The 26,997-nt window shown below is 60.0% G+C and carries 23 protein-coding genes and 1 pseudogene; 6 read left to right on the top strand and 18 right to left on the bottom strand.

Annotation, left to right across the window (positions count from 1 at the left end):
* The 4 genes from ACFPTO_RS11925 to ACFPTO_RS11910 all read right to left on the bottom strand — a co-directional run bounded on the left by ACFPTO_RS11925 (position 1) and on the right by ACFPTO_RS11910 (position 2,462).
* Complete coding sequence (locus ACFPTO_RS11925; RefSeq protein WP_377711553.1) at positions 1-999, bottom strand: NAD(P)H-dependent glycerol-3-phosphate dehydrogenase; 999 nt, start codon at positions 997-999, stop codon at positions 1-3.
* Positions 1,000-1,026: 27 nt separating this feature from the next.
* Positions 1,027-1,497 (bottom strand): protein-export chaperone SecB, encoded by a 471-nt coding sequence (gene secB / locus ACFPTO_RS11920; protein ID WP_377711552.1) that lies wholly within the window; start codon positions 1,495-1,497, stop codon positions 1,027-1,029.
* A gap of 279 nt (positions 1,498-1,776) precedes the next feature.
* Positions 1,777-2,040: a glutaredoxin 3 gene (gene grxC, locus ACFPTO_RS11915; protein ID WP_377711551.1), complete on the bottom strand. Its 264-nt coding sequence runs from the start codon at positions 2,038-2,040 to the stop codon at positions 1,777-1,779.
* Entirely contained in the window at positions 2,037-2,462 is a 426-nt protein-coding gene (locus tag ACFPTO_RS11910; protein WP_296653181.1) for a rhodanese-like domain-containing protein, read from the bottom strand. The genes grxC and ACFPTO_RS11910 overlap by 4 nt, the downstream gene beginning before the upstream one ends.
* Before the next feature lie 215 nt (positions 2,463-2,677).
* On the opposite strand from ACFPTO_RS11910, the gene gpmA reads away from it, so the two are divergent.
* The 3 genes from gpmA to ACFPTO_RS11895 all read left to right on the top strand — a co-directional run bounded on the left by gpmA (position 2,678) and on the right by ACFPTO_RS11895 (position 6,304).
* On the top strand, positions 2,678-3,424 hold the full coding sequence (gpmA, locus tag ACFPTO_RS11905; RefSeq protein WP_377711550.1) for a 2,3-diphosphoglycerate-dependent phosphoglycerate mutase: 747 nt from the start codon (positions 2,678-2,680) through the stop codon (positions 3,422-3,424).
* A gap of 401 nt (positions 3,425-3,825) precedes the next feature.
* Positions 3,826-5,385, top strand: coding sequence for a S41 family peptidase (locus ACFPTO_RS11900; RefSeq protein ID WP_377711549.1), 1,560 nt, complete (start codon positions 3,826-3,828; stop codon positions 5,383-5,385).
* Between the two features lie 163 nt (positions 5,386-5,548).
* On the top strand, positions 5,549-6,304 hold the full coding sequence (locus tag ACFPTO_RS11895; protein ID WP_377711548.1) for a HesA/MoeB/ThiF family protein: 756 nt from the start codon (positions 5,549-5,551) through the stop codon (positions 6,302-6,304).
* A 6-nt stretch (positions 6,305-6,310) separates the two neighbouring features.
* On the opposite strand, the gene ptsP is transcribed toward ACFPTO_RS11895, so the two are convergent.
* The 8 genes from ptsP to ACFPTO_RS11855 all read right to left on the bottom strand — a co-directional run bounded on the left by ptsP (position 6,311) and on the right by ACFPTO_RS11855 (position 14,075).
* Entirely contained in the window at positions 6,311-8,050 is a 1,740-nt protein-coding gene (gene ptsP / locus ACFPTO_RS11890) for a phosphoenolpyruvate--protein phosphotransferase (RefSeq protein WP_377711547.1), read from the bottom strand.
* A 247-nt stretch (positions 8,051-8,297) separates the two neighbouring features.
* Positions 8,298-8,567, bottom strand: a complete 270-nt coding sequence (locus tag ACFPTO_RS11885; RefSeq protein ID WP_293042625.1) for an HPr family phosphocarrier protein — start codon at positions 8,565-8,567, stop codon at positions 8,298-8,300.
* 94 nt (positions 8,568-8,661) lie between these two features.
* The gene (locus ACFPTO_RS11880) at positions 8,662-9,159 is read right to left on the bottom strand and encodes a PTS sugar transporter subunit IIA (RefSeq protein ID WP_377711546.1); all 498 of its coding nucleotides are present in this window, start codon (positions 9,157-9,159) and stop codon (positions 8,662-8,664) included.
* A 1-nt stretch (position 9,160) separates the two neighbouring features.
* Positions 9,161-9,316: a hypothetical protein gene (locus ACFPTO_RS11875; RefSeq protein ID WP_377711545.1), complete on the bottom strand. Its 156-nt coding sequence runs from the start codon at positions 9,314-9,316 to the stop codon at positions 9,161-9,163.
* Positions 9,317-9,535: 219 nt separating this feature from the next.
* A complete protein-coding gene (gshB, locus tag ACFPTO_RS11870) occupies positions 9,536-10,489 on the bottom strand; it encodes a glutathione synthase (RefSeq protein WP_293042621.1) in 954 nt (317 codons plus the stop codon).
* A gap of 102 nt (positions 10,490-10,591) precedes the next feature.
* Complete coding sequence (gshA, locus tag ACFPTO_RS11865) at positions 10,592-11,881, bottom strand: glutamate--cysteine ligase (RefSeq protein WP_377711544.1); 1,290 nt, start codon at positions 11,879-11,881, stop codon at positions 10,592-10,594.
* A 360-nt stretch (positions 11,882-12,241) separates the two neighbouring features.
* Entirely contained in the window at positions 12,242-13,708 is a 1,467-nt protein-coding gene (locus tag ACFPTO_RS11860) for an ammonium transporter (RefSeq protein WP_377711543.1), read from the bottom strand.
* 28 nt (positions 13,709-13,736) lie between these two features.
* Positions 13,737-14,075, bottom strand: a complete 339-nt coding sequence (locus tag ACFPTO_RS11855) for a P-II family nitrogen regulator (RefSeq protein WP_377711542.1) — start codon at positions 14,073-14,075, stop codon at positions 13,737-13,739.
* Positions 14,076-14,654: 579 nt separating this feature from the next.
* Here ACFPTO_RS11855 and ACFPTO_RS11850 point away from each other — a divergent pair.
* The 3 genes and pseudogenes from ACFPTO_RS11850 to ACFPTO_RS11840 all read left to right on the top strand — a co-directional run bounded on the left by ACFPTO_RS11850 (position 14,655) and on the right by ACFPTO_RS11840 (position 17,930).
* A complete protein-coding gene (locus ACFPTO_RS11850; protein WP_296653209.1) occupies positions 14,655-14,912 on the top strand; it encodes an accessory factor UbiK family protein in 258 nt (85 codons plus the stop codon).
* A 196-nt stretch (positions 14,913-15,108) separates the two neighbouring features.
* A pseudogene (locus ACFPTO_RS11845) lies at positions 15,109-16,008 on the top strand (YifB family Mg chelatase-like AAA ATPase); the annotation flags it as partial.
* Between the two features lie 125 nt (positions 16,009-16,133).
* Positions 16,134-17,930 carry a hypothetical protein gene (locus ACFPTO_RS11840; RefSeq protein ID WP_377711541.1) on the top strand — a complete coding sequence of 599 codons (1,797 nt, stop codon included), beginning with the start codon at positions 16,134-16,136 and terminating at the stop codon, positions 17,928-17,930.
* Positions 17,931-18,100: 170 nt separating this feature from the next.
* Here ACFPTO_RS11840 and ACFPTO_RS11835 read toward each other — a convergent pair whose 3' ends face one another.
* The 6 genes from ACFPTO_RS11835 to ACFPTO_RS11810 form a co-directional block, all read right to left on the bottom strand.
* Positions 18,101-19,342, bottom strand: a complete 1,242-nt coding sequence (locus ACFPTO_RS11835; RefSeq protein ID WP_377711540.1) for a phosphorylase family protein — start codon at positions 19,340-19,342, stop codon at positions 18,101-18,103.
* A complete protein-coding gene (locus ACFPTO_RS11830; RefSeq protein ID WP_377711539.1) occupies positions 19,339-19,803 on the bottom strand; it encodes a response regulator in 465 nt (154 codons plus the stop codon). The genes ACFPTO_RS11835 and ACFPTO_RS11830 overlap by 4 nt, the downstream gene beginning before the upstream one ends.
* Positions 19,784-23,269 (bottom strand): hypothetical protein, encoded by a 3,486-nt coding sequence (locus ACFPTO_RS11825; protein ID WP_377711538.1) that lies wholly within the window; start codon positions 23,267-23,269, stop codon positions 19,784-19,786. The genes ACFPTO_RS11830 and ACFPTO_RS11825 overlap by 20 nt, the downstream gene beginning before the upstream one ends.
* Before the next feature lie 439 nt (positions 23,270-23,708).
* Positions 23,709-24,206, bottom strand: a complete 498-nt coding sequence (locus ACFPTO_RS11820; RefSeq protein WP_377711537.1) for a RipA family octameric membrane protein — start codon at positions 24,204-24,206, stop codon at positions 23,709-23,711.
* 306 nt (positions 24,207-24,512) lie between these two features.
* Entirely contained in the window at positions 24,513-25,427 is a 915-nt protein-coding gene (locus ACFPTO_RS11815) for a hypothetical protein (RefSeq protein ID WP_377711536.1), read from the bottom strand.
* 521 nt (positions 25,428-25,948) lie between these two features.
* Positions 25,949-26,992 carry a TniQ family protein gene (locus tag ACFPTO_RS11810; RefSeq protein ID WP_377711727.1) on the bottom strand — a complete coding sequence of 348 codons (1,044 nt, stop codon included), beginning with the start codon at positions 26,990-26,992 and terminating at the stop codon, positions 25,949-25,951.
* Positions 26,993-26,997 lie beyond the last annotated feature (5 nt).

Raw genomic sequence — 26,997 nt, 5'->3', positions numbered from 1 at the left:
CTACTCCGCCTTCGCGTCGCGCCTGAGCAGCGCGCTCACGGCGTCGCGCGGCGCGACGCCGTCGAACAGCACGGCGCATACCGCCTGCGTGATCGGCATCTCGATAGCGTGCTCGCGCGCGATGGCAAGCACGGCCTGCGCGCAGCGCACGCCTTCGGCAACGTGGCCGAGCGCGCCGAGAATGTCGTCGAGCGTGCGGCCGCTCGCGAGCTGCATGCCCACGGTGCGGTTGCGCGACAGGTCGCCCGTGGCGGTGAGAATGAGGTCGCCGAGGCCCGTGAGCCCCGTGAAGGTTTCCGCGCGTCCGCAAAGCGTCACGCCAAGGCGGGTCATCTCAGCGAGACCGCGCGTGATGAGCGCGGCCCGCGCATTCAGGCCGAGCCCGAGGCCGTCCGAAATGCCGGTGGCGATGGCGAGCACATTCTTGACCGCGCCGCCGACCTCGACGCCCACCACGTCGTCGCCGGTGTAAATGCGCATCGCACGGTGATGGAATGCGGCGAGCGTGCGCTCGCGGCAAGCCGCCGACGCGCTCGCGACGGTCAACGCAACGGGCAGCCCCGCGGCCACTTCGCGCGCAAAACTCGGTCCCGAGAGCACGCCGTTGCTGCCGTGATCGGGCAGCTCGGCCGCCACGACCTGATGCGGCAGCTGCTGCGTCTCGGCCTCGAAGCCTTTGCAGAGCCAGACGAAGTGCGCGGGCACGCGGCCCATGTCGCGCATCGTGCGCAACAGGTCGCGCAAGCCGGCCACGGGCGTCGCGAGAACGACGAGCGCCGCCTCGTCCGACGCATGGTCGAGCGAGGCGGCGATATCCGTTTCGTATTGGAGCGCGCGCGGCAGCGAGACACCCGCGAGATAGCGGGCGTTCTCATGCGTATTGCGCAGGGCGCCGATGAGCGTGGCGTCGCGCGCCCACAGCACCGTGTCATGCGCGCGGGCCAGGTGTCCGGCCAGCGCGGTGCCCCACGCTCCGGCGCCGAGAACGGCGACTTTCATTGCGTTACTCCGCACCGGTGGCTGGGATCAATGCGTGGCGGTGCTTTGCGCGGCGCCGTCTTGCTGAGCCATCTGCTGCAGGCGTTGCTCGTAGAGCGCCTGGAAGTTGATCTCGGCGAGGTGGATCGGCGGGAAGCCGGCACGCGTGATCGCATCGGCGATGTTCGAGCGCAGGTACGGGAACAGGATCGTCGGGCAAGCAATGCCGACGAGCGGGTCGAGCTGCTCTTCCGGGATGTTGCGGATGTCGAAAATGCCAGCCTGCTTTGCTTCGATCAGGAACGCAACCTTGTCCTTCACCTTTGCGGTGACCGTGCCCGTGACGATGATCTCGTAGACGGAATCGGCGAGGCGCTCGGCCTTGACGTCGACTTCCACTTCGACCGAGGGCATGTCCTGCTCAAGGAAGATGGCCGGCGAATTCGGCTGCTCGAGCGACATGTCCTTGAGGTAGATGCGCTGGATGTTGAAGAACGGCTGGTTGTTCTCGTCAGACATGGTGATTGGCTTCCCTGATTAAATGGATTGCAGCAGCAAACTACAAACTACCTGTACAGCGTGCTTTACAACATCACGGCGAACATCACTGCGGACGTCACGGCGAACTCGCTGCGGACATCGCTGCGGTCATCGCGGCAAGCGGCGCTGCACAGCAGCAAGCCCGCGCGGCACGACGGGCCGCGCGGGCATCATGCCCGCTGGTACACGCGAAAACCACGCGGAAAAATGTCACGCGGCGCCAGCCGCCCTTGCGGGCTGGCGGCGCTCAGGCTGCGTTCAGGCCGCCTTTTCGAGCAGCGGCATCAGGCCGCCGGCGCGATCGAGCGCGGAGAGGTCGTCGAAACCGCCCACGTGCGTCTCGCCGATGAAAACCTGCGGCACGGTCCGGCGGCCGGTGCGGGTCATCATTTCCTCGCGACGGGCCGGTTCCAGATCGATCAGCACCTTCTCGATGTGTTCGACGCCGCGCGACTTTAAAAGACGTTCGGCCATCTGGCAATACGGGCACACCTGGGTGCTGTACATGACCACCTTGCTCACTTCGAACCTCCTTGTTTCACGACCGGCATGCCGGCCTGTTGCCAGGCGTTCACGCCGCCGTCCAGGACATGGACTTCGGCAAAACCGGCATCTTTCACAACGCGCAGCGCCTTGTGCGACTGCTGGCCCGTCTGGCAGACCAGCAATACCGGATTGCTCTTGTTCTTCACGAACTGGCCCACCTTGGCTTCCAGCTCGCCAAATGCAATCTGGCGGGCCGAAGGCAGATGTCCCTTCGCGAAGTCGTCCGCGGAACGCAGGTCGATCACCACCGCATTGCGGCGATTGATGAGCTGCGTCGCCTCGGCGGCAGAGACGCCGCGGCGCCCGCCGCGCGAAAGCGTCGGCCACAGGAGCAACCCTCCGGATATGAGGACGATCGCGATGAGTACAAGGTTGATGTAATTGGTAAAGAACGTCACGGAAGGTTCGCCGGGAAAAAGAGAAATCGAGGGAAATCCAGATTGGGCAACCTGTCCATTATAAAATAAGCGCTTGTCGCGGGCGCGTTGCTGGCGCGTCGCTCACGTTGCGCGCCCCTCAAGCAGGCATGAAGTACCGGGTGCGGCTGCGCAGGATGTTCCGGCGCGCCGCCCGTCCCCGTTTTACCGCTTCCTCACTACCGGCCTTTATCCGCATGTACAAACTCGTGCTCATCCGCCACGGCGAATCGACGTGGAACAAGGAAAACCGATTCACCGGTTGGGTCGACGTCGACCTCACCGAACAGGGCGTCCGCGAAGCCCGGCAGGCAGGCCGCCTGCTCACGGAATCCGGCTATGCATTCGACATCGCCTACACGTCGGTGCTCAAGCGCGCGATCCGCACGCTCTGGCTCGTTCAGGACGAAATGGACCAGATGTACCTGCCGGTCGTGCATTCGTGGCGCCTGAACGAGCGCCACTACGGCGCACTGTCCGGCTTGAACAAGGCCGAAACCGCTGCGAAGTACGGCGACGAGCAAGTGCTCGTCTGGCGCCGCAGCTACGACACGCCGCCGCCCGCGCTCGATCAGACCGATCCGCGCACGTCGTACAACGACCCGCGCTACGCGAAGGTCCGGCGCGAGGAGCTGCCGCTCGCCGAGTGCCTGAAAGACACCGTCGCACGCGTGCTGCCGATCTGGAACGAGTCGATTGCACCGGCCATCAAGTCGGGCAAGCAGATCCTGATCGCCGCCCACGGCAATTCGATCCGCGCGCTGGTGAAGTACCTCGACAACATTTCGGACGACGACATCGTCGGCCTGAACATCCCGAACGGCGTGCCGCTCGTCTACGAACTGGACGAGAACCTCAAGCCGATTACGCATTACTACCTCGGCGACGCCGAAGCGATCGCCAGGGCGCAAGCCGCGGTCGCGAGCCAGGGCAAGGCGGGTTAAGCGCGGCCCATGCCGCATTGATGGACCCGCTTTCACCGGCTTTCAGGTGTTTTTACCGGGCTTTTGAAGGACTCTTGCCGGGCTCCAATCGTTTTTTTCGCTTCCGACCCGGCAATCCGCCCGCCTTCACGGTGGGCGGATTCGAGCCGCTTCCCCACGACGCGTTCCGCCTGCTTAACCGGCAGAACCGCCAGCCCCGCGACAGTTTCACGCCAGTTCCGGCCCAGCCAGGGTTTGTCATACCGTTTCTTGCGAACCGCATGAACTGCACGCTGTCGAACCCGGAATCGTCGGTGCGTGTTGCACTGGCCGCACTCCCCCGACAGGTGTGCAGTTATACTTGCCCATCGCTATTCCATAAGACGCCGTCACGTGCGTTTAGACCGCACGCAACAATCCCTATGCGAAAGAAACTGAAAAACATCGGCCTGATCGCCGCTGGCCTTGCAACCGGCGTATTTGCGACGTTGCAGATTTCCGCCTCGGCGCAGCAGACCTCCCTCGAGCCGCTGCCGCTCGACCAGTTGCGGCTCTTCGCCGAAGTGTTCGGGCAGATCAAGCATGAGTACGTCGTGCCGGTCGACGACAAGAAACTGCTGACCGCGGCGATCAAGGGCATGGTGTCGAGCCTCGATCCGCACTCCTCGTATCTGGACAAGACCGACTACCAGGAGCTGCAGGAACAGACTCGCGGCCGCTTCGCGGGCCTCGGCATCGAGATTTCATCGGAAGACGGCCTCATCAAGGTGATTTCGCCGATCGAGGACACGCCCGCGTTCCGCGCCGGCATCCGTCCGGGCGACCTCATCACGCGCATCAACGATAAGCCCGTGCGCGGCATGACGCTCGACCAGGCCGTCAAGCAGATGCGCGGCGAGCCGGGCACCAAGGTCACGCTCACGATCTTCCGCAAGACCGACGACCGCACCTTCCCGCTCACCGTCACGCGCGCCATCATCAAGGTGCAGAGCGTGAAGTCGAAGATCGTGCAGCCCGGCTACGCCTATATCCGCATCACGAGCTTCCAGGAGCGCACGGTCCCCGACCTCGCGGCGAAGCTGCAAGACATTGCGCGCCAGGAGCCGAACCTCAAGGGCATCATCCTCGACCTGCGCAACAACGGCGGCGGCCTGCTGCAAAGCGCAGTCGGCGTCGCGGGCGCGTTCCTGCCGCCGGATTCGGTCGTGGTTTCGACCAACGGCCAGATTCCGGACTCCAAGCAGGTCTATCGCGACACCTACGAGAACTACCGCCTGCCGTCGTTCGACGGCGATCCGCTGAAGAACGAAGCGGCCGAGTTCCGGACCGTGCCGATGATCGTGCTGACGAACGCGTATTCGGCGTCGGCATCGGAAATCGTGGCGGGCGCGCTGCAGGACCAGAAGCGCGCGCTGATCGTCGGCAAGACGACTTTCGGCAAGGGTTCGGTGCAGACGGTTCGCCCGATGACGGCCGACACGGCGCTGCGCCTCACGACCGCGTACTACTACACGCCGAGCGGCCGCTCGATCCAGAACAAGGGCATCCGTCCTGACTATCCGGTCGACCAGTACGCCGAAGGCGATCCAGACGACGCACTCGTCACGCGCGAAGTCGACTACTCGAACCACCTCGCAAACACGCAGGATCCGAACGAGAAGAAGGAGCAGGACCTGCGCGAGCAGGAGCGCATGGACATGCTGCGCCAGCTCGAAGAGCAGAACGACAAGAAGACGCCGGAACAGCGCCAGAAGGACCGCGACCGCAAGCCGGTCGAGTTCGGCACGCAGGATGACTTCATGCTCCAGCAGGCCCTGAACAAGCTGCAGGGCAAGCCGGTCGTCGTGTCGAAGTCGCTCATGGAGCGCCGCCTCGCGCAGCAGAAGCCCGAGCAGTCGTCGTCGGCGCCGATCGCCGTGAAGCCCGCCACCCTGATCATGGCGCCGCGCGACACACCGGCTTCTGCACCTCAGCCGAAGTAACGTTTCCTGCAGCACACGCCCCTTTGCCGCTACACGGCCGCAAAGGGGCAAATAAAGTGGCACCCCCGCGCGCGGCTAAAATAACAACATCGAATCCGCGGCGCGCAGCACGCAATCCCGGCCTGTCGCGACGCCCCAAGCCCCACTCCCCCCGCGCATCGCGATGAACGACGATCAACTCCTCCGCTATTCCCGTCACATCCTCATCGACGAAATCGGCATCGAGGCGCAGCAGCGCTTTCTCGACGCGCACGCAATCGTAGTCGGCGCGGGCGGACTCGGCTCGCCCGCGGCAATGTATCTCGCGGCCTCGGGCGTGGGCACGATCACGCTCGTCGACAACGACAAAGTCGATCTCACGAACCTGCAGCGGCAGATCATGCACGACACGGCTTCGGTCGGCCGCGCGAAAGTGGAGTCAGGCCGCCACGCCATCGCGCGGCTGAATCCGGAGGTGAAGGTGAACGCGGTCGAGGCGCGCATCGACGACGCGTGGCTCGACGCGAACGTGCCCGGCGCGACGGTCGTGCTCGATTGCACCGACAACTTCGCGACGCGCCATGCGATCAACCGCGCGTGCGTCGCCCACGGCGTGCCGCTCGTCTCGGGCGCGGCGCTGCGCTTCGACGGCCAGATCAGCACCTTCGACTTCCGCGATCCCGCCTCGCCCTGCTATGCGTGCGTGTTCCCCGAGGATCAGCCGTTCGAGGAAGTGGCGTGCGCAACGATGGGCGTGTTCGCGCCCACAGTTGGCATCATCGGCGCGATGCAGGCCGCCGAGGCGCTGCGCGTGATCGGCCAGATCGGCGCGCCGCTCGTCGGCCGGCTCATGATGCTCGATTCGCTGCGCATGGAGTGGAACACGATGCGCATCGCGCGGCAGCCGGACTGCCCGGTCTGCGGCACGCGCCACGCGTGAAAATCCTCACGCACTGGCGACACGCTTGAGCGCCGCCTGCAGTTCCTCGGGCTCGTAAGCCGCCAGCACTTCGGCCACGGGTTTTTCCAGGGTCTTTAGTTGCGAGCGCAAGATTTCCTGCTTCACGACGAGCAACTGGCTCGGCAGCATCGAGAACTCGGTGAGCCCCATGCCGAGCAACAGGCGCGTGTACGCCGGATCGCCCGCCATCTCGCCGCACACCGACACCGGCACGCCCGCGCGCTTCGCCTCGCGCAGCGTGTGCGAGATCAGTTGCAGCACGGCCGGATGGACCGGATCGTAGAGATCGGCGACGGCGTTGTCGGCGCGGTCGATTGCGAGCGTGTACTGGATCAGGTCGTTCGTGCCGATCGAGAGGAAGTCGAGACGGCGCAGGAACATCGGCAGCGACAACGCCGCCGCCGGAATCTCGATCATCGCGCCCACCTTGATGTTCGGATCGTAGGCGAGCCCCGCTTCGTCGAGCTGGCGCTTCGCTTCGCGGATCAGGCCGAGCGCCTGATCGATCTGCTGCGCGTGCGCGAGCATCGGGATCAGGATCTTCACGTTGCCGAACGCCGAAGCGCGCAGGATCGCGCGCAACTGCGTGAGGAACATCCGCGGCTCGGAGAGGCTCCAGCGAATCGCGCGCAGGCCGAGCGCCGGGTTCACCGCTGTCTCATAGCCGTCCGAGGCGTTCATCGATTCGAGCGGCTTGTCCGCGCCCACGTCGATCGTGCGGATCGTCACGGGCAGCCCGTTCATCAATTCCACCGCGCGGCGATAGGCGAGGAACTGCTCCTCCTCTTCCGGCAGATGGTTCTTGTGGTTCATGAACAGGAACTCGGTGCGGAACAGGCCCACGCCGGTCGCGCCCGAATCGACCGCGGCCTGGGCGTCCTCGGGCAGCTCGATGTTCGCGTAGAGCTCGATCTTCGTGCCGCACAGCGTCTGGGTCGGCGAGAACTTGAGGCGCTGCAGCTTGCGCCGCTCGAGCGCCATTTCGCTTTGGCGGTACGTGTACTCTTCGAGCACGATGGGCGCGGGATCGACGATCACGATGCCGTGGTCGCCGTCGACGATGATGAGATCGTCCTGGCGGATCAAAACGCTCGCCTGCTGCACGCCGACCGCTGCCGGAATGCCGAGACTGCGCGCCACGATCGCCGTGTGCGAGGTGCGGCCGCCGAGGTCGGTCACGAAGCCCTGGAAGCTTTGCGTCTTGAACTGGAGCATGTCGGCGGGCGCGATGTCGTGGGCGACCACGATCATTTCATTGCAGCCGCCGTGCAGCACCGTGGGCGACGCGCCCACGAGCGCCTTCAGCACGCGCTCGACCACCTGCTCGATGTCGGCCTTGCGCTCGCGCAGGTACTCGTCTTCGATATCGTCGAAGTGGCGCGAGAGGCGATCGAGCTGTTCAGTGAGCGCCCATTCGACGTTGAAGCGGCGCGTGCGGATGAGGTCGATGGTCTCCTGCACGAGCATCACGTCGCGCAGGATCATCAGGTGAACGCCGATGAACGCGCCCATTTCGGACGGTGCATCGACGGCGAGATCGGCGCGCAGCGCGTCGAGCTCCTGCTCGACCACAGCGATGCCGGCGCGAAAGCGCTCGATCTCGGCTTCGATTTGCTCGGGGTCGATCAGATAGTGGTTGACGTCGAGTGCGGCCGGGGCGATCAGATACGCTCGCCCGATGGCGATACCGCGTGATACGGGAATTCCATGCAACGTGAACGGCACGCGCACCTCCTCTGGTTTTGTGATGCCGCGGCAAACCGCTGCAATGCAGACCTCTCAGACCCCGAATCGAATTATAAATTCTGCGCGTTCGTCGTGCCGTCTCGTGACCTATCGTTTACCGGGACACGACGACGCGCCACCGCCGATCCGGTCTCGCAAACCCGCGCAAATCCGCGCAGGCCCGCACCAAACAAAAACGCCGCGGACAAGCCGCGGCGTCGAGCCATTCAGCGACAGCCGGTAGAGGTCACTGGCCTTCGCCGAATTTGTCGGCGATGAGCTTGAGCAGCGCGCCCATGGCGTCGGCTTCGTCGGGGCCTTCGGTTTCGATCAGGACGGTGCTGCCGATGCCCGCCGCCAGCATCATCACGCCCATGATGCTCTTCGCGTTGATCCGGCGGCCATTGCGGCTCATCCAGACCTCGGACTGATAGTTGCCTGCCAGCTGGGTCAGCTTCGCCGACGCGCGCGCGTGCAGGCCGAGTTTGTTCACGATGGTCGTTTCTTGTTGCAGCATAGGGTTCAATCCGGGCGCAGTATGGGGATTTGAGGCTTGTTCGGTTCGCGGGTTCCAGGCTTCGCGTTTTCGGGCGTGGGCGTGGGCGCGGCGCTCACGCGTCGGCTGGCTTCATCTTGGCGCCGGCAAGCGTTGCGCCAGCCTCGGCGCACGGCGTCGACGCGCCCTGCGCCGGAATGCAGGAGAGGTCCGCGGGCGGCGGCATGGCCGGCGTAATCGCCTGGACACCCTTGCTCGCCCCGGCGAGCGCCTTTTCCACCAGCGTGTCGAGCGGCGTCGCGCGGTAGCAGACAGCGCGCACGAGCATCGGCAGATTCACGCCCGCGAGCACCCTCACCTGAGGCACCGACGCGAGCCGCGCGGCGATGTTCGAGGGCGTCGCGCCAAACATGTCGGTGAGCACGAGCGCGCCGTTGTCTTCGCGCAGGCGCTCGATTTCCGCGTTGGCCTGCGCAACGACCTCGACCGGGTCGCTGTCCGGCGACACGTCGAGCGCGCCGATGCGCGCGGGACAACCGCCATAGATGTGAGCGATGCACTCGCGTAGCGCAGTGGCGAGCGGTGCGTGCGCAATGATCAGAATCCCTGCCATGTCAGCCTGACTGCAAAAAACGGCTTCGGTTGTCGCCCTGGCCGATCGCTTCGATCACTTCGATCCCATCGATCGCTTCCGGCAGCGCCGAACCTGTGGCCAGCCGTGGGCCCACAGGGTCGGAACACGCGCCGCGCGGCCATGCCGGCAGCGTCATGTCGACGCCAGGCAGCCGGCCCGGAACGCGGGCTCGCGGCATTGTAGCAGGGACATTTTCGCGCGAGACGAACCGTTTTGCTCGCGCGGCGCGCACGCCACACAGCGCGCGGCATCGGTCGCCGGGGCAGCCTGGCGCAGTTGCCCGACTACTTCCGCACCGCGCCACGCACGCGTTTTATTCGCGCCCACGCCAGAGATGCCGCCGACGCGGCCGGATTCAAGCCGCCGCGCGCTCCAGTGCGTCGATAAACATCCCGGCCACATCGAAACCCGTCTGATCCATGATCTCGCGGAAGCACGTCGGGCTCGTCACGTTGACCTCGGTGAGCCAGTCGCCGATCGCGTCGAGGCCGACGAGCAGCAGGCCGCGCGCCGCAAGCGTCGGTCCGAGCGTCTTCGCGATCTCCATGTCGTGCGCGGTGAGCGGCTGCGCGCGGCCAAGTCCGCCCGCCGCGAGGTTGCCGCGCACCTCGTTGCCCTGCGGAATGCGCGCAAGCGCATACGGCACGGGTTCGCCGCCGATCAGCAAAATGCGCTTGTCGCCGTCCTTGATCTCGGGAATGAACTTCTGCGCCATCACGCTGCGTGCGCCGTCCTCGCTCAGCATCTCGATGATCGAGCCGAGGTTCATGCCGTCCGCCTTCACGCGGAACACGCCCATGCCGCCCATGCCGTCGAGCGGCTTCAGAATCACGTCGCCGTGCGCTTCGTGGAACGCGCGCAGACGCGCGGCGTTTCGCGTGACGAGCGTCGGCGCGACGAACTGCCCGAACTCGCCGATGGCGAGCTTTTCCGAATGGTCGCGGATCGCCTGCGGACGGTTGAAGATCTTCGCCCCCGCGCGCTCGGCCATTTCGAGCAGCCACGTGGACGTCACGTATTCCATGTCGAACGGCGGATCCTTGCGCATGAGGATCGCGTCGAAGCTCGTGAGCGCGCGCGACGCGCTCTGCGCGACGTACCAGCGCTCGCGATGCAGGTCCGTATGGTCGCCGACGATCTCGAAGCGCCGCACATCGGCCTCGACCTTGCCGTTCACCCAGGCGAGGTGCCGCGGCTCGCAGGCGTAGAGCGTGTGGCCGCGCCGCGCGGCCTCGGCCATCATCGCGTAGGTCGAGTCCTTGTAGATGCGGAATCGCTCGAGCGGATCGGCGATGAAAAGAATGTCCATATCGTCTCTACGTCTCTGTGGCGCCCGTCACGGGCGTAGTTTGTCCGTTGTCCGGAAAGCTGCGGGGAAAAAACGTCGTACAGGCGCGCAATCGCGCGGGCCTCAAACCTGGATCGCTTCGGGATCGGTCTTTTCCAGTTCGACCGACGCCGCGATCAGCCCGAGCCGCGCGACCACGCCGTACATATAGAAGCGATTGGGCGGCGCCACGCCCGGCTTCGCCCGCGTATCGGGCAGCGCCGTATGCTCGAAGCCGAGCGGCACGAAGTGCATGCCCGGCGCGTTCAGGTTCTGGTCGCGCTCGCGGCTGCCGTGCGCGCGATAGAAACCGCCCACCACGTAACGGTCGATCATGTAGACGACCGGCTCGGCCACTTCGTCGCCGATGCGCTCGAACGTGTAGACGCCTTCCTGAACGATCACGTCGCGCACTTCGAGCCCGGCCTTGGTCGCCGCCATGCGCGCGCGTTCGTTCTTCGTGAGCGCCGCGATTTCGGCCGCATCGTGCACGGTCATCACGCCGCGGCCATCGGTGCCCGCATCGGACTTGATGACGACGTAAGGCTTCTCGGTGATCCCGTACTCGCGATACTTCTTCGCAATCTTCTTGAGCACCGAGTCGATGGCCGTGGCGAGCGCCTCCTCGCCGGTGCGCGCCTCGAAGTCCACGCCCTCGACGTGCGCGAAATACGGGTTGATCATCCACGGGTCCACGCCCACGAGCTTCGCGAACTTCTTGGCCACGTCGTCGTAGCACGCAAAGTGGGTGGACTTGCGCCGCACGGCCCAGCCCGCATGCAGCGGCGGCAGCACGTATTGCTCGTGCAGGTTTTCGAGGATCGGCGGAATGCCAGCCGAAAGATCGTTATTCAGCAGAATCGTGCACGGGTCGAAGTTCTTCAGGCCGACGCGGCGCGCCGTGCGTTCGAGCGGTTCGACGACGATTTTCTGGCCGTCGGCGAGCGAGATCGTCACCGGCCCGGAGATCGACTCGTCGAGCGTGCCGAAGCGCACGTTCAAGCCGGCCTGGCGCATGATCGTCGCGAGCCGCGCGACGTTCTCGAGATAGAACGCGTTGCGCGTGTGCTGCTCGGGAATCATGAGCAGATTCTTGGCGTCGGGGCAGATCTTCTCGACCGCGGCCATCGCGGCTTGCACGGCGAGCGGCAGCACTTCCTGCGGCAGGCAGTTGAAGGCGCCGGGAAAGAGATTGGTGTCGACCGGCGCGAGCTTGAACCCTGCGTTGCGCAAATCCACCGAGCAGTAGAACGGCGGCGTGTGCTCCTGCCATTCGAGGCGGAACCAGCGCTCAATGGCGGGCGTCGCGCCGAGGATGCGCTGCTCCAGTTCGAGGAGCGGGCCGTTCAACGCCGTAACCAGATGCGGGACCATAAACTCGTACTCGCGGACTTTGTAAGCAATGTTGGCAGGGAAACCGGCAGTCTATCTGGGGACGATTCCGCTCGATGCAAGGCTTCCTTCCCCTTACACACCCAAGGGTTAATCGGCACGCCAGACCAGCGCGCCCGCCCATCATTCCATTCTGGACCGCACGAGCCCGCGTGCGCAATGGGCGCACCCGCCACGCCCCTTTATTGTGCGCAAACAAAGAAAAAAAGCCCGCCATGGAAGGCGGGCCGAACTCACTGCGCTGTACTGCGCACTGCACTGCGCTGCATTACCTGACAGAACAGGAACAGCACACCCCGTAGGGGGCGCACGCGGCGGCTGCCGCGGCTGCCCCGTCGATCGTTATTCGACGCGCTCCCCGTGAAGAATCACGTCGAGGCCCTCGCGCTCTTCCTCTTCCGTGACGCGCAGGCCCATCACCATGTCGATGACCTTCAGAAGAACGAAGCTCACGATGCCGCTGTAGATCAGCGTCGTCAGAACGCCCTTGGCTTGCAGGACGATGCTGCCGTCGGCGCCGCCGATGTCCTTGACCGCGAACACGCCGGTCAGGAGCGCGCCGACAATGCCGCCGACGCCGTGCACGCCGAACGCGTCGAGCGAATCGTCATAGCCGAGCTTGCCCTTGAGCCACGTAGCCGACCAGAAGCAGATCAGGCCCGCCGCGAAGCCGATCGCGAGCGCACCGCTCACGCCGACGAAACCCGAGGCCGGCGTCACCGCGACGAGCCCCGCGACCGCACCCGAAGCGATGCCGAGCACCGACGGCTTGCCCTTGGCGATCCATTCCGCAAACATCCAGGCGACCGCGGCGCAGGCGGTGGCGACTTGCGTGGTAAGCATCGCGAAGCCCGCACGGCCGTCAGCCGCGACAGCCGAACCCGCGTTGAAGCCGAACCAGCCGACCCAGAGCATCGCCGCGCCGATCAGCGTGAGCGTGAGGTTGTGCGGCGCCATCGCTTCACGGCCATAGCCGACACGCTTGCCGAGCACGAGGCAGCACACGAGGCCCGCGACACCCGCGTTGATGTGCACCACCGTGCCGCCCGCGAAGTCGAGGATGCCGGCGGATGCGAGCCAGCCGGTCGGTTCCCAGACCATGTGCGCGATCGGCGCGTAGACGACGATCGACCAGATCGACATGAACACGAGCATCGCCGAGAACTTCATCCGGTCGGCAAATGCGCCGGTGATGAGCGCGGGCGTGATGATCGCGAACGTCATCTGATAGACGATGTAGACCGTCTCGGGGATGGTCGGCGCGAGGTGGCTCACGGTGAGCGTCGTCGCCTTGTCGCCCTTGATGTAGTTCACGCCTGCCAGGAAGGTGTGCGAGAAGCCGCCGATGAACGGGCCGCCCGGCGTGAACGCCAGGGTGTAGCCGATCACCGTCCAGATCACCGTGACGACGCAGGTGATCGCAAAGCTCTGCATGAGCGTCGCGAGCACGTTCTTCTTGCGGACCATGCCGCCATAGAAGAGCGCGAGGCCGGGGATCGTCATGAACAGGACGAGCGCGGTGGAGGTGAGCATCCATGCGGTGTCGCCGGAGTTGATCTTCGACGAATCGACCGAGAACGGCGCGGTCGGCGCGGCGGGGGCCGACGCATCGGCGGGCGCGCTGGCGGTGGCCGCGGCAGCCGGGGCGCTGGCCGGGGCGCTGGCTGCGGCGGAAGCGTCCGGAGCGGACGCGGTGGCGGCGGGAGCCGACGCGGCAGCCGCCGCGGACGCGTCGTCCGCGAACGCGGCGCCGACGCCGCCGGCCAACAGCGCGCCGGCCATCATCAATGACATCAAAAGTTTGCGCATCTCGGTTTCCTCTTGTCTCTTTCGTCTGTCACAGGGCGTCAACGCCGGTCTCGCCGGTGCGGATGCGGATCACTTGCTCGATGGGCGACACGAAAATCTTGCCGTCGCCGATCTTGCCCGTACGGGCCGCGCGTTCGAGCGCCTCGATGGCCTGCTCGACGATGTCCTCCGAGACGGCGGCCTCGATCTTCACCTTCGGCAGGAAGTCGACGACGTATTCGGCGCCGCGGTACAGCTCCGTATGGCCTTTCTGGCGGCCGAATCCCTTCACTTCGGTTACGGTGATGCCCGAGACGCCAATGGCCGACAACGCCTCCCGCGTCTCATCGAGCTTGAACGGCTTGATGATTGCTGTAATGAGTTTCATGTAGTCCTCGCTGTGGTCGCTTGATCGTTTGTTCGTTTCTGCAACGGGCGTCGGCCGGGCGCATCTCGTCTCGCCTCATTTCGTTTCGTCTCGTTTCGCCGACGCACCGCGAGCCAACTGCTATTCGGTACGCGGGGCAGTATTAGCAACACCCGTGCCAATTCGTTTCAATCCGTGGCCATCCGCATGACCGGGACGTTGACCGGCCTGCGTGCACAAATCGCGCAACGCGTGGACAATGCCGGTCCGCGGGGCGCACAAGCGCGGCGCACGGCCCCTGGCCGGACGGCCAGCGTGCCGCGCCGGATGTGGCATCGCGGGGGGAACGTTGCTACAGTGTCCTCACGCTGCGCTGGCGTGAATGCCGCATAAAAGGCCCCTGCGAGCCGCTTCGGGCCGCAGCGCAGGGCCGTCATGTATGCCGGGGCAACGCGCAAGTCGTGTCGTGCCGCAGCGCGCGTGAAGTGGATGCGCACAGGGCGGCGCACTCATCCGGGCGCACCAAGATCGGTCAAAGCCGCATACGAGGCACAGGCGAAACGAAACATGCACATTTTTTGTGCAGTAAAGGGGAATCGAATGAAACAACCAACCGATGTACTGAATGATCTGCAAAATCGCGTGAGCGACCTGCTGAAGAACTCGCCCGCGCGCGATGTCGAGCGCAATGTGCGCGCAATGCTTTCGCAAGGTTTTTCGAAGCTTGATCTCGTGACGCGCGAGGAATTCGACGCGCAAACGCAGGTGCTCGTGCGTACGCGCCAGCGTCTCGAAGAGCTTGAGCGCCGCGTCGCCGAACTGGAGCAGAAGGCGCCCGTCACTGGCCAGTCGTCCTGATCGATTGCGGATGCACTCACGGCAAGCGAGCCGTAGCGTAATCGCAATGGAACCGTAAAGAGGCAGCCGAGCCTGCTCACGCCAGTCACACGCCGATCGATGGTGATTTGCGGCGGTGATTGTTAGCAGGCCTGTGCCTCGCCAGTCAAGCGCTCGCGCGGCACACCGCGCGCGGCGCAGTCTTTCGGGGATTCCGATGTCGCTTGCCGTGGTCAAGAGCCGCGCGCCGGCTGCTGGCCGCGCGCTGGAAGTCACTGTCGAAGTCCATCTCGCCAACGGGTTACCGGCGTTCTCCATCGTCGGCCTGCCCGATCTCGAAGTCCGCGAAAGCCGCGAGCGCGTGCGCGCCGCATTGCAGAACTGCGGCTTCGATTTCCCCGTGCGTCGCATCACCGTCAATCTCGCTCCGGCGGACTTGCCCAAGGAATCCGGCCGCTTCGATCTGCCAATCGCGCTCGGCATTCTCGCGGCGAGCGGGCAGATTCCCGCCGCTTCACTCGCCAATCGCGAATTCGCGGGCGAACTCTCGCTGACCGGTGCCGTGCGGCCCATGCGCGGCGCCTTTGCCATGGCGTGCGGCACGGCACGCGCGTCTTCCACAGCCTCAGGTTCAACCGGCGCGGTCAGCCCGGCGCCGCCGCAACTCTATCTACCGGCAGAGAACACGGCGGAAGCCGCGCTCGTGCCCGGCGTCGATGTGTTCGGCGCCACCGACCTGCGCGCGCTTTGCGCGCACCTCGCCGGTGCGGAGGACGCGCGGCTCACGCCCACGCGCGCCAGCGCGCCCGACACAGCCGACTGCACGCCTTCGCCCGACATGGCGGACGTGATCGGTCAGCGCGGCGCACGGCGCGCACTCGAAGTGGCCGCCGCGGGCGGGCATCACATGCTGATGGTGGGCCCGCCCGGCGCGGGCAAGTCGATGCTCGCGGCGCGCTTGCCCGGGCTCCTTCCGCCGATGACCGACGCCGAAGCGCTGGCCTCGGCCGCGTTGCTCTCGGCAAGCGCGGTCGGCTTCTCACCGCAGCACTGGCGGCGGCGGCCGTTTCGCGCGCCGCATCATACGTCGAGCGCGGCGGCGCTGATCGGCGGGCGCTGTCATTTACCGGAATAAATGCGACATCACGCAATAATGTGCGACGCCTCTGAAAAAGATCCATAATGGGGCCACCACGACCCGGTCGCGCCCGGCGTGAAGTTCTTGTTTAAAAACGAGGAACGATGCCCAACAAATTCGATAGGCCGATAAGACGCGTTAAGCGGGTCATTAGATTCAGAGGCAACTTAGGTAAAAATGACACCAGCATGATTGCATGGTGGTACTGCGGCATCTATAAGAACCCGGTCGCCGAGTCGCAACCCAATGTCTTAGTGGCTTTCAGAGAAATTGGGACGGCTGGACTGGGAGATGAGTTCATCCTTCGCCGCGTCCCGCTGACCACACTTGGTCAAGTGCGCATCGGAAGCATCTGGAAAGATCAGCGCTGCCAGTCTGAGTCAGTCTTCGATGTTGGCAAGTTTGACGTAGTAGTTAGCAAAAACACTTGGCGAGTCGTTTCATTTGGCGACGCGGTACTTCAAGGCAAGAATTCGCCGTATCCGTTTGAAATCCACCCCTTACAGTTCGAACGCGATAAGAACTGGATGATCGAATTCGATCTTCAGTCTGGCGGGCGGCTACTAGTTCCCTGCCTCGAATTTTTTGCCCGATGCTATGGCCGCTCAGATGAACTCAAGCGCGTGCTTGCTACGTATGCTTGGTGTGGGCCGGACGAGGTCCAGAAGAGCAGACTATATGCCCCACTTGACGAGGCCGAGGAGCCTGGCCGCTGGAAGGTAAAGCTGCGGCGCAGGATGGTCAACGGCGACATCGTCTTCCTTGCACACGCGAAATACGACCGCTACACAGAGACAGCCGCAAAAAAGGTCTATGCACAAATTGAGTCAATGCACGATCCGAAAGGAAAGACCCCCGGCTTTATTAAGATAGCACCATGGTTCCAAGGGCCTGCACAGCTAAAGGTTTCCGGCATCAGCTTCGACAATGGCAGGTCGTTCCTTGCTCTCAATATACTTGGATGCTCGGACCCGCAAGGCGTGCCACTGGTTCGGCACCGCGAGAATTCCAATCTCGTGAATGAGAGAGCCGATCCTAGCGTCGGGCGGGATGCATGGGCGGGAACCCCGGAACGACAACTCGTAAAGCCGCCGGAGATAGTCGATCTGACTGGGGACGGCGAACCAGACCACGCTGCGGGTGCTATCGAAATTCACGACCCCGACTTCGAAATCCTTGGCGACCCGCGTGTGATCTTCGATGTGCGGAACGAAAAAGCGAAGAGCGTGGCGGGGCCGAAGAGCTCGGGAACTGGCGCTGATCAATATTCAAGCGGCGAACCGCTCGGAGATGGGAAAGGTGTCGGATACGCCTCGATTCACGCACGACCAGTGCTCGAATCGCACGGAACCTTGCGCGATGTTTGGGACGCCATGGTGTTCCTCCAAAAAAAATATCCAGAGAAAATTGAGGCGGCCCAATGGTTTACTTGGGAGAGCGGATTTAAAACTGACCCTAGGCCTGAGCTCATTGGCCTAACTGAATTCGACGAAAACGCAGAAGAAATTGATACACAACTGCGACATTGGCTGTACGCCGATGTCGCCGCCAAACGCGTCCGCGGCATCCTAGTTGCCCGATTGGTCTTTCAGGACAAGTGGGTGTGTATTGTAGAAATTGAGCGACGCCCGAGAATGAAGAAAGACAAAGAGGGCGAGCGTAAACCGTCCGAAGAGTCCTTCAAAGGGCTAGTTTGCATCCCCCCGAGCTTCGATGAGTTCAAAAAATGGCTCACCAGCACTCTCTCATCAATTCGGTATGTGAGAGGCATTGTGCAATCCCTTGAGGGTAGGCACATCGAGAATTGTAGAGCGTTCTCCCATTCGCAGTCCAAAACCGAGCAGATCGCCGGCGAGGCTGCTGTGCTCAATGCACTCGAAAAGGTGAATATTCGCTTATAGCAGAGAAACCGAGTCCCAAGAAACATCGTTGCACCGCGCTACAACGATACCGGTTGGAGTCCGGCTTTCGAAGTTTAGTTCAAAGGCTCCTATGGAAATCAGGCTGCCGTTCTCATCCCCTGATGAGCAGACGGCGCTGAGCACTCAGTTACTTTGTCCAGAGAGTTTCGCTATAAGAAACGCTTTGCCCACTCATAAAGCACCGTTGCGGACGTGTAGGATGCGTACGACTGGAAATCGTCATTCTTATCAGCATCAGCGAAGTCGGAAACTGACTTTAGGATTATTGGTATCGGGGCGGACGCTGACCGTGCACAATATTTCGTAGCGCACGCAACTGAATAAGCCTCCATGTCCACCCCTTTGATCTTTCGATGCATATCTCCCAATGTTGCAGCAAACTTACTATTCGCGATAACGGCACTCCCCGTGAACATGGGGCCGAATATTAGTTCGAGATCGTGATCTGGCTTAGGGCCCTTGAACTCTTCGCGAATCCGAGCGAGGACACCGGGTGTCTCCGCAAGACGTCGAAGTTGTCCCTTTACCGTTGCATCTAAGTCAATAGTACGTGGCTCAGGCAAGAACTCTTGACGTCGTCGCTTTTGAACAATTTTCCCACTGGTGTAGTCCCAAACAACGTCCGCCGCAATCACATCCCCGAGCTTCGTGGCGGCTTTCATCCCCCCTGCAATTCCCGTCATCGCGAGATACCGTGGACGAAATTCGGCTATCACCCGAGCACACAGGGCAGCGCTTGCAGCCATACCCGGTTCCAGCGCCGCCGCCGCAACTACCCGGTGGCGCCCACTTGGCGATTCAATCGCGCCTTCATGGACATCTATGCAGTCCGCACGCTCATCTAAAATCGACCAATCGATGGGTAAATCGAGAACAGAGCGCAATTCGGGGCTTCCGAGTGCGCACACAATAGCGAGCGCGGCCTCGGTGGATTGCGAATTTTCACCGCGTCTTTGCTGCGTCAATGACTTAACGATATCGCCAAATGCTTTGTGGAGCTGCTGGCTCCACGAGGTCGATTCTCGTGAAAATGAGACCAATGAAAAATAGCGATCAAGTAGTCCGGCGTGGCTCTCCGGGATCTCATTTATGTATGCAGTGATTCCTAGAATGTACGCCGGCTTACGCAACAAATCGCTTTCTTCAAGCTCCTGCAAGAGAACGAGCCCACCGGTCTTGTCAGGCACCTGCCCAACTCTTCTTGGGACTTGAATATCAATAATCGCGATATCGTAATCGCAATCATGAAGACGTCTCTTTGCAGAAACAATATCTTGAACGGTGTCAATCACACACTGAACCGCGAGATCCCTAGATATCAGAGAAATGCTGTTTTCGATAAGCCCAATTTTTTCTGCATTGTCGTCCACAAGCAAAATTCTGAGCTTCATCGACGATCCTCTTTCGTGCACTCCGAGAGAATCGCTTCAACTTTAGCCTTCCAATCATTCCTCGCGGTATCGTAATGAACGTAGCCGCGATAGGTCATCGGGAATTCGCTCCTTAACTTTATGTCCAAATCCTCGACGCTGACCTGCTCATCCCCGTCACCCAATACGCTAAATTGGGTGAAAACGATTACATAAGAAATGACCTCTCTTCTGTCCAACTGAACAAGAATGTCTCTGCCCGCGAAAGGCCGCACTCGACCGCCGCTCTCTGTGGGGCTGCGATCGAATGTTGGCATAGTCATATCAAGGAACACCAAATCGTATCGCGACTCAACTAGAGATCGAAGACCGCTTTGGTACGATTTCGTTTGCTCGACGTGGGCATCTCGCCTCGTTTCGCAGATAAAGTCTACGAGTTGCTGGCGCTTGTTGTGATCGTCTTCAATCACCAGAATGTTCATGGAAAACCTTTCCACCGGTAATGTTCAACGACAGTCGGAAAACTCCTTCTGACTGGTACCCAAATTCAATACCCAGTTCGCTATGAAAGTCGGTCCGAATAGTCTTCGCGATCTTCAGAAGCCCAGTCCCTCCTTCCCTGCGAACACGATCTGATGTCGTCGCCTTTTCAATCACCGAGCGCAAATCGCTCAGTCTTTGATTCTCTTCGTTAAGGTTCACATCTCGATAAATATTGCTGTCAATGACGAGCAGCAATGAATGCGCCGATACCGAGCACATCAACGAAGCCTCAGGATTAGCAGCACTGCCGCAGTGCTCCATAATATTATCGAAAGCAAAAAAGAGCACATTGACCATGCCTGTGAGAGTCTCACCACTCAGCTGTGGATCTACGCGAAGTTTCTGCTCTAATAGAAGAGTACGCTGTGGATAGCAACGCTTAACCATCTCCAGCGCGACATCCATCGCGTAGCTCAGTGCATACGGCGTAGTCGATAGCTTGGATCCACGTGTGAACCAGGCGGCAATATCATCAGCTTCGTTTTGGAATGTGGTCCTTGCGGTAATGAACGCATTTCTCAGGCGTTGGACGTCAGCATCCTTTTGCACCTCGGAGAGGCTAGCGAGGCGCGCGTCAATTTCCTGCGTGAAAGTTGACTTGAAATTGCTTGTAAGCAACGTACGAATTCTAGTAAGGCTTTGATCGGTCTTACGCCATAACTCTTGGATCATCAAGTCAGTAGCTTCGTTGACGTCCATGTCAGACTCGATCCTTTTGTTCAGCTCAACAATCTCATCGTTGCTGATTCTAAAGTCGAAAAGGCCAGTGGGATTTCGGTCCTCCGTTCGAATCTGAATCCACGAATTCCGAAGAATTCCGATGTGTGAGTCAGCGAAAGCCGAAAATTCACAAAGCAGATCGCGTATGGTGGCATATTCCCGCGGCCGAGATGTTTCATCAAGACTAAGCTCTTGTAGCCAGTATTCGTTTAGTACGTAATTGCCTTTGTCATCTTTTTGCGTGACTAAATGCTCAGCCTCAAAGACGCTTCTTAGCTGGCCCGACAGTGTTCCATGGCGGATCCCGACACTCAGGTAAACGTCCAACCCATATTCGTTACTGGAGACGAACCTATCCCGCACCGCGATATACAGATCGCGCAATGCGGCGAGGCGCTCGTTTCGCGGCACGCGAAACTTCACGAGGCCGCCACCTGCGGACGAGAGCGTGTCTGCCAGTTGAAGAACGATATCACTGACGTTACTGCCACCGTGATCGGGAAGACTTTGAAAGCGCAGGTAGAGATCAGACAAGTCCTTAGAGATAGTCGCTTTTACACCCTCAACATCGACATATATCTTGCTCTTGTCGATTGTCTCGACACCTTTCCGCAGCAATTGCTTTTGCGCTATCGCCGCGATCTCGTCGGTATATTGCGATTTTTGCCGCTCGTCTATCTCTATCAGCCATAGTAAAATTCGAATTCTCTCGTTCTCGACCTCAAGAGTACTCGAATACTCGATGTGAGAATCCAGGGTGTCGATTTTACACACGTGATAAAGAAAAAATATCAGAATGCGAACTGGAATTTTTAAATCGATATTCTTTATATTACTAGGGCGATAGGTTTTTGTTTCAACCAAAAACTCCTCGACAGAAATCGTCTTAATATCATCCTTTTCCGCACCGTAGAACATGCTATACAAACCGTAGCACACTGAAACGGAGAGATTCTGCCGTAATTGTCGCCGCTGATCCCGCGGAGCAGACTCGATGCGCTCTAACACGCCGATCAGTGGGATTCGTGGGTACCAATTTGTATGGTCAGTTAGGATTGAAGCGGTTTCTTTCGTCGCGTCACCAATGCGGTCGGCGTTAAGTAGCGCCGTAATAATAAGTACAGCTGCATCCTGTTTATCGAGCAGGTCACCGATCGAGAGAACCTGTCGAAGACCAATCTCGGCTTCAGAAATGTTGCCTTTGGAAATTGCTTGGAGCGCTCTATAGCGAAGCAAGCGGGCAGGAGGAATCCTTGCCTCATCAAAGCTAGAATCGTCCTCCCCAAAGTCAACAGACCGCAAGAATTGATAGGTCAGCGACTTCGCGATGAGAGGAGAAACGGTCGAGCGTTGTGACGTCTTCGTGCCGTCGAGGTAAGTGTTTAGCAGTTTGGGACTAAATGGAGACCCGTTCAGTTCGGCAAACGCTTGTATATCCCATTCGCGCCTCTTTCCGGCATCGCTTAGTTCAACCAATAGCTTGCTATAGACTCCCGCAGAGAATCCGCTCTTGGAAAACATCTGCGCTATCTTCAACATTTGCTCGTACGGCGTAGCGTCGGAAGTCGATTTTTCAAGAACTACGGAATAAGGCTCCACCAACAACTGAAAAGCGTTTAGAAAATCCCCTGTCGCCGGAGGCGACGAACGAACGTAAGCGCGAACAGCAACGTCAAATAGGCTGGCAAGCTCAGAGTCGCCAACGTCATCGATCTGATGATTTAGCAGCTCATCGTAGTGTCCTGATGTGTATAGATCTAGGATATTTAAAAATTGTTGTGCGGAACGCTCTCTTCGCTCATCAGGTAAATAATTTTTATCGCAGCGACGACGCGCCGCGAGACGGATGTTAACTAATTGATAGTCATTGAAATTTTCAAGAAAACCAAGAGCCGCGGTCAAGCCGGCGGAAACATCGGATGAATAACCTGTGACCACGAGCTGGCAAATTCTGACGAATGTCAGATAACGATCCACAATCGAAGAACCCCGTTCAAACAAAAGAACGGTATGCAAATCCACGTCAGGCTGATTTAGTGAGTAGAAACTTAGATGGAAGTAGAAATAATGAGCCGGGATGTAACGCGTCGACTGAAATTTTACTTTTCCACCCAGCGTCGCCATATAGCGTTCACCGGTAACGTTGCGCTCAGCCTTAACGCTGAGCATATATATAAGCGTCTTGCAGGCAGGATTTATCGTGGGGTCATCGAGAAGTAAATTCATATACCGCTTTTGCTCCTCGACGCCGCGATATAATTCCAGAGTAGCTATTCTCGATTCCAGAAGCCAAAGCGAAACACCGAAGCGACGCTCTATATTCGCCAGAATGGTTTCTGCTTTTTGATAATTTTTACCTAACACACTGCGTTCGAATTCGCGCTGCATCGAAACGAATTGATTGATCTCATTTGCGAATAGCGAAAGCTCCGCCGCCGCTACGATGAGGTCACGTGCCGGCTCGGCCTTGAATAGGTGGGTCCAGTCGATTAACTCCCCAAACTCTTTTGGGAATGGAACGCCGAATATGATGGATTCGTCTTGCAATGCCGCGCGGAGATCACGTAGCGTTCGCTTGAGTTCGGCACTCGGGACGCCCCGCAAATAATAGAAGACATCGTAATGGGGAACCTTCGACGTTCGAAGTTTCCTCGTGAGGGCAGCGATCTTTCCGTTAAAAGCCATAGGTACGCAGCTGTTTTGGTTAAATTTTGACGTAACGACAGCAAACGTCTGCGGCGCCAGCAGGAGCCATAGTATGCGTCGCAACCGACCGTAAGCTCAACATTTCATCTCTAAGATGCGGCCAGACAGCACCATGTAGGAGCAGTAAATCGATGGTTCGTACGATGGTGGCATTGCAAGGCAATTATTGAAGAACTTGCCGTTGGCCGCAAGTCGCTCAGTGCGCGTTGTGCGTGGTGGTCGAAAATTAGTAGGCACCTGCCGATGCGTGCGCACCTTGCCGAAGAGCCTCGGCATTGATTTCGCGTGAGTGTGAAGTTATATCGTCAACTGAAAAGGTGGCGCCAGTGATGCGCCCCGACGCCCCCGTTCGTAGTCGTAGGCTACTCAAATTGTGTGGTGACTCATCGACGAGTGCCATTCTGAGGACATCGGTTACTCAAACCAGCAGCGCTAACGTCAGTGCAAATCCAGCCCCACCGATTCCAAAAATCGCGAACACAATGTTAAAGCAATTCGAGTAACTAAGCCGAATATTCCAAATATGAGAGGTCGGAGAGTTGGCCACCTCATCATTTTTGAATAAACGAAGAGGGTGAGGCCGAGAATTTACATTCGGGAGATTGTGTTGGTCGTCGAGATAGTTCAATGCGAGTTCCGCATTTTTAATAAGCAAACGTGTCCGACCGTCGAGCTTCCAGAAGACGAAGCTCAGAAGCGATACCACAGCGCCGATTACCGCTATCCAGCATTGGTGTGATCCGTCTGACTTGGCGAGCAAAATTGCGCCACCTACCAGAGCAGTCTCCAACGTTATATAGAATTGAAAACTCTGCATGCGTTGCGCCGCGTGAAGAGCAAAATACGACCAAATTTGCGTTCTAAATATTTTCTCTTGATCGTCGGTTAGCCGCGCAGATGAATTGTGGATCGGCATGCTCTGCTCTTAAAAGTATTTAATGGTTAGTTGGAGACGGCATCAGTTTCACGTTAGAGAATGATGTCGTAGTGCCGAATTGTACACTGCTCGATTGTGACAGCCATCCAACGGTAAGGATCACCAGTTCTGGGTGGCCTTGCGTATTGTTTGACGGATCGACTCTGAATTCTAGAGAATCATCCTGTACTTTTCACGCCAGCAAAAAAATCGGGGTATGCTTTATAAATAATTTCGAACACGGGATATATGGCTTCGACGTGCCTGATGGGTTGCCGTGCGGATAGATAGTGGATTCGCAATTATTCACCCAGCAACGGATTGGCGCGTAGGTATCCAGTATTCCCGACCTGCAATTGAGACACGGCAACCATCGGCATCAATTGCGATCGAATAATCCGAGATCTGCCTGCTGAGCCTCAGTGGCAGACCATGAAAATATTCGAGACAAATGCAAACCCATTCCCTCAGAAACGATTCCTTACCGTCTCCGCTGCGCGCCAAAGTCAGCAGAGTCCTCTCCAGGCTCTTGCGGCGTCTCGCCGCGACAAACTTCTCATCGACGGCGGCAGTGAGCCCCAGCGTGTACCGTTCGTTAAGGAACCGGATGAAGCCGCTCAACGCTGCAAGTTGCCCCGGCGCTTTGCACAGAAGGCCGTCTACGGCAGTTTGGTCCGGCAATGAACGTCCAGATGCATCTGCAGAAAGAAGCAAACTCGCTGCGGGGCGTAATGCCAAGCGCATAGAGCGTGTTGTTAACTTTCCCGCAGCAATCTTTGTCCGAAGCTTGTTGCTGTAGACAGACAATACGATAGCCCCAACTGTAGCGGCGGGCACAGTAGCGATGATCGCGCCGACTCGTCTGATTTCAGAATCTGCCTCACGTGCTACGGCGTCGACGGTCGTCTGCTTGCTCTCGGCAAGCCATTTCATCGGTAATCGCACGCGTCGGAGTCCTTCCGCACCAAAGGATTTCAGCAGATCCGGATAGGCGGGAATTGTCCCCCAGTGCTTCTCAATCTCAGCAAAGAATGGCACATAACGATGGACAGTTAATGCCGCACGATGCTCGCCGACATGACACTGCAGCCACGCGCCGAAGTCGGCAAACAACGTGGCAAATCGCGGCGACTCGAACACCGCCTGATCCAATTTCACGCGTTTTTTGTGTAGCCCGCGCCAGTAACAGGCTTCGCAGACATTCTTACGGCCGGCTGGCATCTGATCGCCACAAGCGGGACAACTGATGGTCCCTATAGTCAGGCACGCCTTGCACAGCATGCGTCCGTCGTCTGATTTCGCGAGCAACCGGTGTCGGCGACACGCCTGACACGTGGCGAAATCACATCGCGCGCATGCAGGGCATACCTGCACCTGTAAGCCAAGCCGCGAAACGCCGGAAAGGCGGTTCGACGGTCTCCCACATTCTCCGCACGGCTTTGGCAAGACGAAATGTGGCCGGCACGCGTTGCATACAGGCCCATATTCCGTCACTACGCCGATGTTGCGCCCGTGCTCACCGCAGCGAACGCATTGCCGTGCACTTTCGCATTTGCGGCACATGGAATCCTCACCCGGGGGCAATCTGGCAAAACTCCCGCAGGACGGGCAAACGCGGCGCTTGAACGTACGTGCGTAACAGGTAGCACAATAGCGCTTTCCCTTATACCGACGATGCGCCTTGTCCATTACGTGACCGCAGGCGTCACAATGCCGCATATTTCCCACGCCAGTGCCATCTATCACGGCCGTACCCGTCGCCTAAGCCGAGCCACCATCCGCTGTACCGCAATTCTGGGATGCAGGCGACGATATGTTGTTGACCGCTTCGTGTGGTGCGGCGTCGCTCGCGCCGGAAGCCGAGACAGCAGTGAATCGAGACACGCCGGGGCATTGCCTCCGCCGAATAGCAATGCGCAACGCGTAAGGCCTTCGGAATCCATAGCATCTGCTAACACATCCGGTCCCGCATCGAGAATCTGGCATGCAAGCGCCAATAGTGCCACCCGCTCTTCAACCGGCAACAGCTCCAGTGGAAGCCCTGTTGCCGGCGATTGCATAAGTCTCTGGTCTAGCCCCACGCGAACGAACACCCGAACAAGGCACTGATGTCCGCTACGCCCTGCTGCGCGAAGCAACGCGATAATGACGCGAGTAAGCCGGAACCATTCCGTAGTCTCGATGAGCTCATTGCCATAACACCCCATCCCGCGCTGCAGTACCTCATCGGCAAACTGCTGGAAGTTCGCCGCCAGCGGACTCCATGCAGGTAGCGACTGGCCGCGAAGGTCGGCCTTGCAGCTAGCGCACAGTGCAATGTGAGAGTCCGACTGAGTCAGTCGGTGCGGTTCAAGCACTGCCCCACACGAGCCGCAGTGATCCAGCAGCGCGCAATCGTGCTCAAAACAGCCCGTGTGCCACGCAAATCGCCAGGATCGCCGATAGTACGGTGTGCGATCCATAGCGAGACATGCAGGGCAGAACTGCAATCCTCCGTGGCGCAATCGATTTCGGCAACCAACGGCTAGAATCCACGGCCAGATTGCAGTATTCAAGCCTTTCGCACCCGCAACTTTAGATGCGGCGCCACGCAGTGTCAGGTCACCATATTCGCTACCTGACAAGCCACCCCTAGCATCCGTCTCCCCGACCATTCCGCGATCGAGATCGGTCATCCAGACACGCCGATGCGGCCATAGGCATGACGTCAGCACAAGCGGATCACAACCTTGGGCCAAGGCCAGACGCACCAACCAGGACGACAGCAGCTCGTCCGGCTGGCGCATCACAC

The organism is Paraburkholderia denitrificans (genome assembly GCF_042655705.1).
Taxonomy (GTDB): domain Bacteria; phylum Pseudomonadota; class Gammaproteobacteria; order Burkholderiales; family Burkholderiaceae; genus Paraburkholderia; species Paraburkholderia denitrificans.
The sequence above is the reverse complement of the archived record's forward strand: the minus strand, read 5'-3'. Positions and strand labels throughout refer to the sequence as shown.